General features: G+C 62.8%; 13 protein-coding genes. 5 read left to right on the top strand and 8 right to left on the bottom strand.

Annotated features, from left to right (window positions below):
• The first annotated feature begins 29 nt into the window (after positions 1-29).
• The gene (locus tag OIS50_RS03265) at positions 30-1,193 is read left to right on the top strand and encodes a putative sulfate/molybdate transporter (protein WP_264692896.1); all 1,164 of its coding nucleotides are present in this window, start codon (positions 30-32) and stop codon (positions 1,191-1,193) included.
• A 36-nt stretch (positions 1,194-1,229) separates the two neighbouring features.
• On the opposite strand, the gene OIS50_RS03260 is transcribed toward OIS50_RS03265, so the two are convergent.
• The gene (locus OIS50_RS03260) at positions 1,230-2,021 is read right to left on the bottom strand and encodes an alpha/beta hydrolase (RefSeq protein WP_264692895.1); all 792 of its coding nucleotides are present in this window, start codon (positions 2,019-2,021) and stop codon (positions 1,230-1,232) included.
• Positions 2,022-2,257: 236 nt separating this feature from the next.
• Between OIS50_RS03260 and OIS50_RS03255 the strand changes: the two genes are divergently transcribed.
• A complete protein-coding gene (locus OIS50_RS03255) occupies positions 2,258-2,440 on the top strand; it encodes a hypothetical protein (protein WP_264692894.1) in 183 nt (60 codons plus the stop codon).
• Between the two features lie 53 nt (positions 2,441-2,493).
• Here OIS50_RS03255 and moaA read toward each other — a convergent pair whose 3' ends face one another.
• Entirely contained in the window at positions 2,494-3,486 is a 993-nt protein-coding gene (gene moaA, locus OIS50_RS03250) for a GTP 3',8-cyclase MoaA (protein ID WP_264694323.1), read from the bottom strand.
• Between the two features lie 146 nt (positions 3,487-3,632).
• Between moaA and OIS50_RS03245 the strand changes: the two genes are divergently transcribed.
• Entirely contained in the window at positions 3,633-3,875 is a 243-nt protein-coding gene (locus OIS50_RS03245) for a MoaD/ThiS family protein (RefSeq protein ID WP_264692892.1), read from the top strand.
• A 109-nt stretch (positions 3,876-3,984) separates the two neighbouring features.
• Positions 3,985-4,401, top strand: a complete 417-nt coding sequence (locus OIS50_RS03240) for a molybdenum cofactor biosynthesis protein MoaE (RefSeq protein WP_264692891.1) — start codon at positions 3,985-3,987, stop codon at positions 4,399-4,401.
• A 298-nt stretch (positions 4,402-4,699) separates the two neighbouring features.
• Here OIS50_RS03240 and OIS50_RS03235 read toward each other — a convergent pair whose 3' ends face one another.
• Positions 4,700-5,920 (bottom strand): XdhC family protein, encoded by a 1,221-nt coding sequence (locus OIS50_RS03235; RefSeq protein ID WP_264692890.1) that lies wholly within the window; start codon positions 5,918-5,920, stop codon positions 4,700-4,702.
• A gap of 287 nt (positions 5,921-6,207) precedes the next feature.
• On the opposite strand from OIS50_RS03235, the gene arr reads away from it, so the two are divergent.
• Positions 6,208-6,636, top strand: coding sequence for an NAD(+)--rifampin ADP-ribosyltransferase (gene arr, locus OIS50_RS03230; protein WP_264692889.1), 429 nt, complete (start codon positions 6,208-6,210; stop codon positions 6,634-6,636).
• A gap of 147 nt (positions 6,637-6,783) precedes the next feature.
• Here arr and OIS50_RS03225 read toward each other — a convergent pair whose 3' ends face one another.
• The 5 genes from OIS50_RS03225 to moaC all read right to left on the bottom strand — a co-directional run bounded on the left by OIS50_RS03225 (position 6,784) and on the right by moaC (position 12,511).
• A complete protein-coding gene (locus tag OIS50_RS03225; RefSeq protein WP_264692888.1) occupies positions 6,784-9,015 on the bottom strand; it encodes a xanthine dehydrogenase family protein molybdopterin-binding subunit in 2,232 nt (743 codons plus the stop codon).
• Complete coding sequence (locus OIS50_RS03220) at positions 9,012-10,031, bottom strand: FAD binding domain-containing protein (RefSeq protein ID WP_264692887.1); 1,020 nt, start codon at positions 10,029-10,031, stop codon at positions 9,012-9,014. The genes OIS50_RS03225 and OIS50_RS03220 overlap by 4 nt, the downstream gene beginning before the upstream one ends.
• Positions 10,028-10,561 carry a (2Fe-2S)-binding protein gene (locus OIS50_RS03215; protein ID WP_264692886.1) on the bottom strand — a complete coding sequence of 178 codons (534 nt, stop codon included), beginning with the start codon at positions 10,559-10,561 and terminating at the stop codon, positions 10,028-10,030. The genes OIS50_RS03220 and OIS50_RS03215 overlap by 4 nt, the downstream gene beginning before the upstream one ends.
• Positions 10,562-10,842: 281 nt before the next feature.
• Positions 10,843-12,024, bottom strand: a complete 1,182-nt coding sequence (locus OIS50_RS03210; RefSeq protein WP_264692885.1) for an NTP transferase domain-containing protein — start codon at positions 12,022-12,024, stop codon at positions 10,843-10,845.
• The gene (moaC, locus tag OIS50_RS03205; protein WP_264692884.1) at positions 12,017-12,511 is read right to left on the bottom strand and encodes a cyclic pyranopterin monophosphate synthase MoaC; all 495 of its coding nucleotides are present in this window, start codon (positions 12,509-12,511) and stop codon (positions 12,017-12,019) included. The genes OIS50_RS03210 and moaC overlap by 8 nt, the downstream gene beginning before the upstream one ends.
• Positions 12,512-12,634 lie beyond the last annotated feature (123 nt).

Genomic DNA, 12,634 nt, shown 5'->3' with positions numbered 1-12,634 from the left:
CCACCCGATCGGCCACCTTTACGCACCCAATGCCGCTTACCGCAACTCCACCTTCGCGCCCGCGCCTGCGCTTCGACCGCAACGAGCTGGCCGGCGCCTTCGGCGACCTGGGCACCGATTTGCCTTTGCTCATCGGCATCATCGCGGCTTCGGGCATCGATAGCGCGGGCGTACTGGTCATGTTTGGGCTGATGCAGGTTTTCTCGGGGTTGTGGTACGGCTTGCCCATGCCCGTGCAGCCGCTAAAGGCTTTTGCGGCCTTGGTTATTGCCCAGAAAATTCCGGAGCGCACCATTTTAGGCGGCGGGCTGGCAGTGGGTTTGGGCATGCTGCTGCTGTCGGTAACGGGGCTGATTGATGCGCTGGCCCGGCTGGTGCCCAAACCCGTGGTGCGCGGCATTCAGTTTGGCCTGGCCATGCAGCTTACCACACTGGCCCTGAAGGAGTACGTACCCGCCGACGGGGCTGCCGGCTACGCGCTGGCCGCGGCGGGTTTCTTGATAACGGTGGTGCTGCTGGGCAACCGCCGCTGGCCGGCGGCCTTGGTGGTAATTGCCCTAGGTGCCGCTTATGCCCTGCTGTTCAAGCTCGATTTAGCCACGGCGCAGAAGGCCATTGGCTTCCATCTACCCACCTGGCACGTGCCCAGCACGGCCGACATCCTTACCGGAGCGGTGCTGCTGGCCCTGCCGCAAATACCCTTGTCGCTCGGCAACTCGGTGCTGGCCACCCGGCAGGTGCTGCACGACCACTTTCCGGAGCGCAACATCACCGTGCGGCAAATCAGCTTCACCTACGCCCTCATGAACCTGGTGAACCCCTTCCTGGGTGGTTTTCCGGTGTGCCACGGCTCCGGCGGCTTGGTGGGGCACTACGCTTTTGGGGCGCGCACGGGTGGCTCGGCGGTGCTCTACGGGTGCTTGTTCCTGACGATGGGCTTGTTCTTCAGCCAGGGTTTTCAGCAAGTGGTGCAGATTTTCCCGCTGCCCATCCTAGGTGTAATTCTCTTGTTCGAAGCCCTGGCGCTGGCCGGGCTGCTGCGCGATGTAGCCGAATCGAAGGCCAACCTGCTGGTGGCCCTGCTGGTAGGCTTGCTGTGCAGTGGCTTGCCTTATGGTTACCTGGTGGGCTTGGTGGTGGGCACGGCGCTGTACTACGCTATGCAGCGCGGCTGGGTAGGGCTGGGCAAGTAGTAAAGCCGGGCTTATTGGCCAGAAAACCCGCTTTCGCTACAGCACTTCGGCCAATACCCGCAGGTATTCAGGGTTCTCGGTAATGCCGTTGTGCCCGGCGCCACCTAGGGTAATCAGCCGGTCGTGCGGCTTGAGCAAGGGCTGCAGCGCCTCGGCCGATGTGTAGGGTACCACCTCGTCACGGTCGCCGTGGAAGAGCACGATGGGCGCTTGGATGCGTGGCAACAATGCGTGAGTGCGCAGCGGATAGCGCACCAAAAAACCAGGCACCCACGGAAAATGATGCCGCGCCACGCGCTCGAGGCTGTAGTAAGCTGCCTGCAAAATCAGCAGGCGGGGCTGGTAGTTGGCGGCCAGCCAGGCGGCCGGGCCAGTGCCCAGCGAGTAACCCAGCACCACAACGCGGTCTTCGGGGTACTCGGCCAATACGTGCTGAAAGGCGGCGCGCACATCGCCCAACAACTGCTGTTCGCTGCTGATGCGGCCCTCGCTTTTGCCGTAGCCGCGGTAATCGAGCATGAATACGTCGTAGCCCAGGCGCGTGTAAGCCTCGGCCACATAGCCCCAGTTATCGAGGGCGCCGCCGTTGCCGTGCAGGTAAAACACCAGTCCCCTGGGTGCCGCCGTGCGGAAGAGCAACCCGTGCAGCCGCACGCCGTCGGGTGCGGTAATCCAGCGCTCCTCGAAACGGGTGCGAAACGTAAACCGGTAGTTGGCGGGCAGCTTGTCGGGGAAAAACAGCAGACGCTCCTGGCTCCAGTACAGCAGCAGGCACACCAGCATGTACAGCCCCGCGCCTACCCCCAGGGTTATCAGCAATGCCTTCATCGCAGCGCCTCGAATTGGTTTAGCCTAAGCCTACGCAAAAGGCCGCCCATTCGCCGCAAATTGCTTCTGTTCAGGCGCTACCCTACCGATTCGCATAGATAACTCCCCGAGCCCGGAGCCGGCGCACAAATACGTAAGATCAGCTAAATATTCGCGAAACCATATACGTACTCGCGCTTCGGAAAAGCCGTATTTCCTCGGTTGCGTGCAAGCGGCAGTAGTTGCTAGCTTGCTGAATGGCCGAAGCATCCTCCACCTCGCCCCTGCAAAACGCCGAGCAGCGCAGACGCGCGGTAACCTGGGCCCTGCGCTTAGCGAAGCATTCGGCGCTGGCGCCCGGTAAGTACGAGCGCCGGTTGCTGGCGCAGTTTATCCGCGGCGACCTTACCCTGGAGCAGGTGCTGCAGCGGCTGGAGTAGCCCCCTCAAACCCAGGCCCCTCGCCTCTCGAAATAGCCAACCCGCAACGCCGCCTACCCACCAATCGTCGACATCGACTCGAAGCTGATTTGATGCACCGGGCGCTGCTGCTCGGCCTCGAAGCCATTGGCGGCGCGGTAGCGGAAGGCAGTAGTTAGGGCCGCACGTAGCTCGTTGTCGGAGGCGCCGGCGCGCAGCAGGGCCCGCACATCGAGCACGCCCTGGTCGTAGAGGCAGGTTTTGAGCCCGCCCTCGGCCGTGAGGCGGATGCGGTTGCAGGTGCCGCAAAACGTGCGCGAATAGGCCGCAATAATGCCAACGCGCCCTGCGTGGCCCGGCACCAGGTAGCTGGTAGCCGTAGCGCCCGCGGCGGTAGGCAGCGGCAACAGCTCGCCCAAGTGGGCGCCTAGGTGCTGGCGGATGCGCACGTGGTTCCAGGGCAGGGCAGCCGGCGTAGCGTGGCTGCCCCCGTTGAAGGGCATCTCCTCGATGAAGCGCACCTCCACGGGTAATTCGCGCGTCAGCTCGGCCAGGGGCACCAGGTCTTCGATGTTCTGGCCGTCCATCACCACGGCGTTGATTTTCACCTGAATGCCGTGGGCGAGCAAGGCCTGAAACGTTTCGAGCACGCGGGGCAGCTCGTCGCGGCGGGTAATGCGCCGGAACCGTTCCCGATCGAGCGTATCGAGGCTGAGGTTGACGGAGCGCACCCCCAGCCGCGCCAGCTCGGGCACGTAGGGCGCAGTCAATACCCCGTTGGTAGTCAGGCCGATGTCGTCGATACCCGCAAGGTGGCTTAGCCGCTCGATGAAGGACATCAGCCCGCGGCGCACGAAAGGCTCGCCGCCGGTTAGGCGCACTTTGCGCACGCCCAGGCCGGCCAGCACCTGCACCACGCGCTCCAGCTCTTCGTAGCTTAGCAGCGCCTGCCGGGGCACGTAGTCGATACCCTCTTCGGGCATGCAGTAAAAACAGCGCAGGTTGCACCGGTCGGTTACGGCCACACGTACGTATTCGAGCGGACGCCCGTGGTTGTCGTATAGCACCGGTGAGGCAGAGTTAGGCATGTACTACAAGCCGAGCCGCTCCCCCACTCGCCATGGGATTGTCAGCTCCGCGTCAGAAAAACGTAAAGCTGGCATTTCTGTTCTTTTTCTTTGCCAATTGCCGCGCATTTCTTCCGTTGCTCCCTATGACATTATCCATTGCCCTGTTCGGCATTACCCGCGAAATCGTTGGCGCCCCCACGCTGGAGGTGGCCCTGGCGCCGGGCCAATCGGTGCAGCAATTGCTTGATCAGCTGCGCCAAACTTACCCGGCCCTGGGCCAGTTGCGCAGCCTGGCCGTAGCCGTAAACAACGAGTACGCCCCCGCCGATGCCCCGCTGCACGAGCGCGACGAAATAGCCCTGATTCCGCCCGTGAGCGGCGGCTAGCAGATAATTAAGAATTAGAAATTATGAATCAGGAATTGGGCCTCCCGATTGCGCGCCGGCTCGCTCATCAATTCATAATTATTAATTCATAATTCATAATTAAAACTCCATGCTCATTCAGCTCACCGACCAGCCCATTGATGTTGCGGCCGTACTGCAGGCCGTGCAGGCCGATGGCGCGGGTGCGGTAAATTCCTTTATCGGCACCATTCGTAACCAAAGCACCGGCCGGCGCGTGGTGCGCCTGCACTACGAGGCCTACGATGCCATGGCCGTGCACCAGCTGCGGCGCGTAGCCGAGCAAGCCCAGGAGCGTTGGCCCATGCTGCAGCAAGTAGCCGTGGTGCACCGCAAAGGCACCCTCGGAATCGGCGACGTGGCCGTGGTAGTTGCCGTGTCAACACCGCACCGCGCCGAGTCGTTTGCCGCTTGCCAGTACATCATCGACACGCTGAAAGAAGTAGTGCCGATCTGGAAAAAGGAAGAGTACGAAGATGGTACGGTGTGGGTGGCGGCGCATCCCTAGGTTGCCAGTGGTCTACTGGCACGAAGCCACTGACCAGTAGCCACTGAAGCTACCACTGGCGCGAGTCTTAGCGCTTTAGCGCGCGACTCGTGCCTAAACATGGCAGGGAGTCTCCAGACTCCCGGGCGTTGCACGGTGCGGCCTAGGTGTTGTGGGTGTGTTGTTGCCGAAAGAGTACGCCTAAGCTGTTCTCTAGGTGACGTTCACGGTACGGGAGTCTGGAGACTCCCCTCCATGCTGCGGCACGAGTCGCGCCCTGCGGGCTAAGACGCGCGCCAGTGGCCAGTATCCACTGAAGCTACACTCCGCAGCTTGGCTCAGTAACCACTACGTGGTGGTACCGGGCTTTGCTGTCAGATGCTTCCTTGGAATCGGGAGCAGCTACGTTGGTTGGCCGGGCATGAATAGGGTCGGTGGTGTGGGTGAGCATGCCGCCCGGCCGGCCTTGCCGTACGGCTTGTATCTCGGCCACAATCGATAAGGCAATTTCCTCGGGGGTTTCAGCCCCTAGGTTCAGGCCCACAGGGCTATAGAGGCGGCCTTGCAAACGAGCTTCGGCATCGGGTACCTCCTGGCTTAGCTCCTCGAGCAAACGGGTGGCCTTGGTACGCGGGCCCAGCAGGCCAATATAGCTCGTGGGCGCATCGAGCAGGCTCTGCAGCACGGCTAAATCGTAGGCGTAGTTGTGCGTAAGCAACACGGCGTAATCGGCCGTGAGCGGCAATGCGGGCACTTCGGCCAGGGGCACCACGCGTACTTCGGCGGCATCGGGGAAGCGCTCCGACGCGGCTTGGCGCGGCCGGCCATCCACTACCGTTACGTGCCAACCTAGGGAAGCCGCCAGCCGAACGAGGGGCTGGGCATCGTTGCCGGCGCCGTACACCGTGAGGCGCAACGGTGGGCGCAGCACTTCCAGAAACACGCGCACGGTACCGCCCGCCGGTGCCGGGTACTCGCGTATCAGCGACTGATCCTGCGTTAGGGCCTGAGCGGCATCCTGGCGAAGCTGAGCCGTGAGCGGGAGGTTATCGAGCACGGAGCCACGCACTTGCCCGGCGGGCATTAGCAGCAGGCGTTGGCCTAGGTCGGCTATAGCCTGGCCGGCGGCGCACCTGAACACCGTGGCCAGCACCGCCTGCTCGGGGTGCAGGGCAAAGCCGCGCAGCAGTTCCAGGGGATTATCAGGGTCGGTAAAATCGAGCGGTTCGAGCAGGATGCGCACTACGCCCTGGCAGCCGGGGCCGAGGCCGTGACGCGGGTCGTCTTCGTCGCTGGTGTCGTAGGTTACGAGCGTGGGGCGCTGCTGCTGCAAGGCCTGTCGGGCGCGCTGGCGGGCGTCGCCTTCGAGGCAGCCGCCGCTGATGGCGCCGGTCAGCTGGCCGTCGTCGCCGACGAGCATGCGGGCGCCGGGGCGGCGGTAAGCCGAGCCTTCTACCTCCACCACAGTGGCCAGGGCGCAGGCGCGGCCGGCGGCGCGGTAGTTGTCGTAGGCGGCAAGCAGGCGTTGGAGTTCGGTCATGAGTGAGCGGAGGTCGGAAGAATCAGCAGGGCAACAGCCAAGCAAGAGCCCTTCCGCGCAAGGTTGGTGTGGTGAAGCAAGCGGCTTTGGCAGTACGCCTGCCCAGGGCAAGCGGTTGTAAGTTGGCTAACCACCAGGATAAGCAACGCACCAAAACCCGTTTGCCGATTGGCAGGCTGCGGCGGGGTTACATCTGGTTACCTTCCTGAATTAAGCCCGGCGAAGGCAGTCGGAGTGCAAGCAAATCAGCAGGGCCCAGCAGTGTTTTCAACTTCAGCGAACCGCAGATGGAAACAAACGAAGCAGAAAACCAAGAACAACAGTCGCAGCCGTTTTACCATGGCACCAAGGCCAATCTGCACCTAGGCGACCTGATTGAACCCGGTTTCAACTCGAATTACGGGCAGCGCAAAAAGGCCGCTTACGTGTACCTGACTGCCACCCTGGATGCGGCCACCTGGGGCGCCGAACTCGCCTTGGGCGACGGCCCCGGCCGCATTTACCTTGTGGAGCCAACCGGCCCGTTTGAGGACGACCCCAACCTCACGGACAAGAAATTTCCCGGCAATCCTACCAAATCCTACCGCACGCAGCATCCGCTACGGGTTGTGGGCGAGGTTACCGATTGGCAAGGCCACTCGCCCGAGCAGCTCAATGCCATGAAAGCGCACCTCGAGCGGCTGAAGGAGCAGGGCATTGAGGCAATTGAGGACTAGGATTTAGCTATTTCGCCAAAAGTTTCCTTCCAGGTCATGCTCATCTGACGTCCGCGCAGTCGAAGCATCTACCGCTTTGCTGAGAATACTATCAGCGGAGATGCTTCGACTGCGCTCAGCATGACATGGGGGCGTCAATCTTTTCCTTTAGAGCAACTTATCCAGATAAATAGGCAAGCGGCGCACGCGTTTGCCGGTGGCGTGGTACACGGCGTTGCTAATAGCGGCAGCTACGCCCAGCAGGCCGAGCTCCCCGATGCCTTTTACACCTAGGGGGTTTACGTAGGGGTCTTCCTCCTCCACAAACAACACCTCTATGTTGTGAATGTCGGCGTTGACGGGGATGTGGTACTCGGCGTAGTTGTGGTTCATGTAGCGCCCGAAGCGGTGGTCGGGCACGGTTTCCTCCATCAGGGCCATGCTGATGCCCCACACCACCGAGCCGAGCACCTGCGAGCGGGCCGTTTTTTGGTTGAGGATGCGGCCCGCGGCGCACACGTTGAGCACCCGCGTTACGTGCACCGTGCCTAGGTCCTCGTCCACCATCACCTCGGCAAACACTACGTTGTGCGAGTGCATGGAGTATTTGGCCATGTTGATGAGGTTGGGAATGGCTGTGGAGTCGGCCGCTATTTCCCGTTCGCCGCTGGTTTGCAGCACGTCGCGCAGCACCACCGATTGCTCGGGAGCAGTGCGCAGGCGCATCTGGCCATTCACGAACTCCACGTCGTCGAGGCTGGCGCCTTTCAGGGGCGAGTCGTCCATCTTCTGCGCCAGTTTCAGCAGTTTTTCACCTAGGGCCTGGCAGGCCTGCTGCACGGCGGTGCCCACAGTGGCGGCCGTCCAGGAGCCGCCTTGCACGGGCGCTTCGGGCATGTTGGTGTCGCCGAGGCGGAAGGTTACGGCCTCGAGCGGCAGGCCCAGGGCTTCGGCCGCAATCTGCGTCATGATGGTGTAGGTGCCGGTGCCGTTTTCGCCGGCGGCGCTTTCTACGGTCAGGTACCCGTCGGCCGTGATGGTGGCTTTGGCCGAGGCCTTTTGCATTTGGGCATCCCACACGCCGCCGGCCACGCCCCAGCCTATCAGCCGGTTACCCTCGCGCATGGAGCGTGGGGCCACGGGCCGCTTGTGCCAGCCAAACTTCTCGGCGCCTAGGTGGTAGCAGTCGCGCAGGCGCTTGCTGCTGAAGGGTAGGTTCTCGCTCTGGTCGGTTTCGGCGTAGTTGCGGATGCGGAAGTCTAAGGGGTCAAGGCCGGCGGCGTAGGCCATTTCGTCCATGGCTACCTCCAGGGCAAACGAGCCGGTGGCGGCCCCGGGGGCGCGCATGTCCTGCGGGGTGTACACATCCAAGGCGGCCACCTGGTTGCTCAGGTGCACGTTGTCGCACTGGTACAGCATGCCCGACCAGTTCACCACGTTTTCGGTGTACTCCTCGAAGCGCGAAGTTTCGTGTAGGCAGTAGTGTTTGAGGGCGGCCAGGGTACCGTCGGGATTGGTGCCCATTTCCAGGGTTTGCAGCGTGTGCGGCCGGTGCCCAATCGAAAACATCTGCTGCCGCGTGAGCGTGACACGCACCGAACGCTTCAGCTCCAGCGCTGCCATTACCGACAAAAACAGTTCGTACTGCGGCCGCAGCCCCGAGCCGAAGGCCCCGCCGTTGTAGAGGTTGATGACGCGGGCATCATCCTTGCTCAGCCCGAACACCTTGGCTACGTACTGCTGGCAGTTGTACACGCCCTGCGTTTTGTCGTAGATGGTGAGCTTGCCATCGGGGTGGTAGTGCACCGTGCTGGCGTACAGCTCCATGGGGTTGTGGTGCTGCGTGCCGTGGATGTACTCCGCCCGAACGCGGTGCTCGGCTTCGTCGAGGGCTTTGTTGGCGTTGCCGCGGCTTTTGGGCGGCTTGTAGCCCGATTTCCCCTTGCCCGGCGCGTGGCCGTCGTCGCGCTTCTGCTCGATGTCGGTTTCGTGCTTTTCCTCCTTGTACTCCACCTCCAAAATGCCGGCGGCGTAGCGGGCCAGCTCGAAGGTTTCGGCCACTACCAGCGCCACGGGCTGCTGGCTGAACTTCACTTCGTCGTCGTGCAGGGGCCGGAAGGGCGAGCCGCCGGGCGCAATGTCGTCTTTCCAGGCGCGGTCGAACCAGGCCTGCCTAGGTACGTTTTCGTGCGAGAACACCTGCAGCACGCCCGGCAGCGCCAGCACCTTATCGGCCCCAATGCTTTTGATGCGCCCCTTGGCAATGGTGCTGCTCACAACCACGCCATAGGCCAGGTTGGGCACCTCAAACTCCGCCGAATACTTGGCCGTGCCGGTTACTTTCGCCGGGCCCTCCACGCGGTTGGGCGATTTGCCGACGTATTTGGTATTGATGCTCATGGGTTGCTGTTCAGAAATACGTCGGATGCTTTTCCGCCTGCGGTGGCTTGCTGCAGCGCGCGCACGATAGCGCGCCGGCCCAGCTCAATCTTGAAGTCGTTGGCGCCTTGCCCTACCGCATCTTTCAGCACGGCTTCGGCCACTTGCTTGAAGGTGCTGGTGCTGGCGGGTTGGCCAATCAGCATGGCCTCGGCGGCTTTGTCGCGCCAGGGTTTGTGGGCCACGCCACCTAGGGCCAACCGGGCATCTCGGATGGTAGTACCATCGAGCTCCAGCGCCGCCGCTACCGACACCAGCGCAAACGCGTAGCTGGTCCGGTCGCGCAGCTTCAGGTAGCTGAAGTGCTTCTCGAAGCCTTTTTGGGGCAGCTCCAAGGCCACAATCAGCTCGCCGGGCTCCAGCGTGTTGTCGCGCTCAGGTTGGTCGCCCGGTAAGCGGTGAAAATCTTCGAACTTAATAACGCGGCTGCCCCCGGGGCCTACCACGTGCACCTCGGCTTCGAGCGCGGCCAAGGCAATGCACATATCCGAGGGATGCGTAGCAATGCACTGCTCGCTGGCTCCCAGTATGGCATGAATACGGTTATAGCCGCCAATGGCGCCGCAGCCCGAACCCGGCTCGCGCTTGTTGCAGGGCGTGGCCGTGTCGTAGAAATAGTAGCAACGGGTGCGTTGCATCAGGTTGCCGCCGTTGGTAGCCATGTTGCGCAGCTGCGGCGAGGCGCCGGCCAAAATGGCCTGGCTCAGCAAGGGGTAACGGCGCTGCACCTCGGGGTGCCAGGCCGTGTCGGCGTTGGTGGCGGTGGCACCTAGGCGAAGTCCGCCCTCGGCCGTGGGCTCAATGGTGTTGAGCGGCAGCTTGTTCAGCCCGATGAGGTGCGTGGGGCGCGCCACGTTTTCCTTCATCAGGTCGAGGATGTTGGTGCCGCCGGCAATAAAGGCCGGGCTGTCGAAGTCGCTGAAACTGCTCACGGCGCCCTCCACCGTTTCGGCGCGGGTTAGGGTAAACGGGTTCATCGGCGGCTGGCGGTTTGGGCGTCCACTACTTCCTTCACCGCGTTCAAGATGCCTACGTAGGCGCCGCAACGGCACAAATTGCCGCTCATCATCTCCCGAATTTCATCCTCGGTGTGGGCTTTGCCTTCGTTGATGAGCCCCTGCGCCGAGCAGATCTGGCCCGGCGTGCAGTAGCCGCACTGAAAAGCGTCGTGGTCGAGGAAGGCTTGCTGCAAGGGGTGCAGGTTGTCTGGCTGACCTAGGCCTTCGATGGTGGTAATTTCACTGCCCTCCTGCAGCATGGCCAAGGTCAGGCAGGAATTAATGCGCTTGCCATCGACGAGCACGGTGCAGGAGCCGCATTGGCCGTGGTCGCAGCCCTTTTTGGTGCCCGTCAGGCCAGCATACTCGCGCAGGGCATCGAGCAGGGTCGTCCAGGGGGCCAGTGGCAGGGTCATGTCGTTGCCGTTGATGCGCAGCGTAACGGGCGAGGGGGCCGGCGGTGCCAGCGGCGGACTGTCGGCGGTGTTTGGTGTGGCTGAATTGCTCATACAAGCAGGGGTTAATGGTAGCGGCCTTATCCCCGGGCTTACGCTTTTACCGCCCCCGCGTTGACCCAACTCGCTATTCAGCCGGCAGTTGTGGCTTACGCTGTCGCCCCGACGCATCAAGCGTCAGCACGCGCCTCTGCCACGCGTTATGGACGCTGTCATTCTGATCTAATGCCCAGGACCTTGCCACGCCTGAACAGCTGACGTAACAACGCGTCAGTTATTCAGGCGTGGTAAGGCCCTGGGCTTTGCTGAAGGCAGATAAAGGACTACGCTTTACTTCAGCCCTGGCTTGAAGGCTGCCCAAGCTCCTGCTGCGCGGCGTCGCGCTCGGCGGGCGTATTTACGTTGCGCAACTCCTGCGGCGCCGGGGCCTGCAGCAGCTCTACATCGGAGTTGATGAGCGCTTTGCGCGGGCACGAGTAACCCAGCGCCAGGAACTGCAGCAACACGCCGTAGCTGCCGGGCTCCCAAATGGTAATCAGCGGCTCCGGAAACTCGTTTTCGGGGCTTTGAAATGCGGTAGCCACCCGGGCAGGGTTGCGGTGCTGCACCAGGTGTTGCAAAGTGGTTTCGGAGAGAAAAGGCAGGTCGCAGGCCACCACCAGCCACGCCGCGTTGGGGTCGTGGCGCAGCGCCGACAAAATGCCGCCCATCGGCCCTAGGTCGAGGAACTGATCGGGCAGCGGCTGCAGCCCGGCCGGCAACTCAGCGGCCTGCTTGGCCCGGCACGATACGAACACCTCCTGGCACCAAGGCGCTAGCAACGCTGCGGCATGCGCGCGCTGTTCGCGGCCGTGGTACTGCAGGCGGCCTTTATCGGTTTGCATGCGCTGGCTTTGCCCACCGGCCAGCACCAGGCCGCGCAGCGGCGGCACGCGTAGCTGCCACCACTGCCGCACCCAAGCGGCTATGCCGGCAGTATCACCTAGGGCCAACACGGGCAGCCCGGCGGCATTGGGTAGGTGCGCCCGTAAGTAGTCGGGCAGCTCGGTTTGGTTTTCGGTGGTCAGCACCAACTGCACGTCGGTCAGGCGGTCGAGCTTTTTCTCGAGCGGCTTGCGCGGATCGATAATGATAACCTGCTGCCTGGCCCGAAAATGGTTGCCGTTTACCAGCACCAGGCTTTGCCCGGCCAGCCAATGCTGCTGGCTGAACTTGTCCATGCCCTGCCGCGCATCGAGCCGCCGAAACTGGATTTTGTCGGTTAGTTCGGCAGCGGCTCCGGCTTGCAGAATGGCATCGGCTCCGCCCGCGCCGCCCTGCTCGGCATCGTCGCCGGCGGCGTGGTCGGCATCTACGTAGGCCACGCGCATAGCAGTGCTCAGCTCGGGCAGCAGACGCGCTACTAAGTCCTTGATTACCCCGCACGGGGCACCCAGCACGGCCAACTCGTGGCGGCCGAACTCGCCTAGGTCGGGCCGGGCCAAGGCAGCGTGTTTGCTGTGGGCAGGCTTATTCATCCTGGTAGTGGTAGTCGCTTTTGCCGCCGGTTTTCGACAGCAGGCGCGTATGCTCAATTACAATGTTGTGCGACAAGGCCTTACACATATCATAAATGGTAAGGGCCGCTACGGAGGCGCCGGTCAGGGCTTCCATCTCCACGCCGGTTTTGCCCGTTACGGTGGCCGTGCACTCAATTACCACGGCCTCGGGCGGCGCTACCTGTATGGTAACCTGGCAGTCGTCCAGACCTAGGGGGTGGCAGAGCGGAATGAGGTCGGCGGTTTTTTTGGCCGCCATTATGCCCGCCAGAATAGCCGTCTGGAACACCGGGCCTTTGCGCGTGGGCAAGTCGCCGTGCTGCACCAGCGCCAGAATATCGGCACCGAGCACCACGCGGCTGCGGGCGCGGGCCACGCGGCGCGTTATGGCCTTGCCGCCCACATCAACCATGGCGGGTTGGCCGGCGGCATTGAGGTGCGTGAGCTTGGAATTGGAATCGGACATGATCAGAAGTCGAAAACAAGCGGGGCGGGCACCGGCAATAGGCCACAACTGACCGTTGCGCGCCTAGCTGCGTAGAGCTGCCCGCCGGCGGCAAGTTACGGCAGCCAGCCGGCTACTGCCCCG

It is taken from the genome of Hymenobacter sp. YIM 151858-1 (assembly GCF_025979705.1).
Lineage (GTDB): Bacteria > Bacteroidota > Bacteroidia > Cytophagales > Hymenobacteraceae > Solirubrum.
Note: the sequence above shows the minus strand (reverse complement) of the source record. Positions and strands in the feature narration are given on the sequence as shown.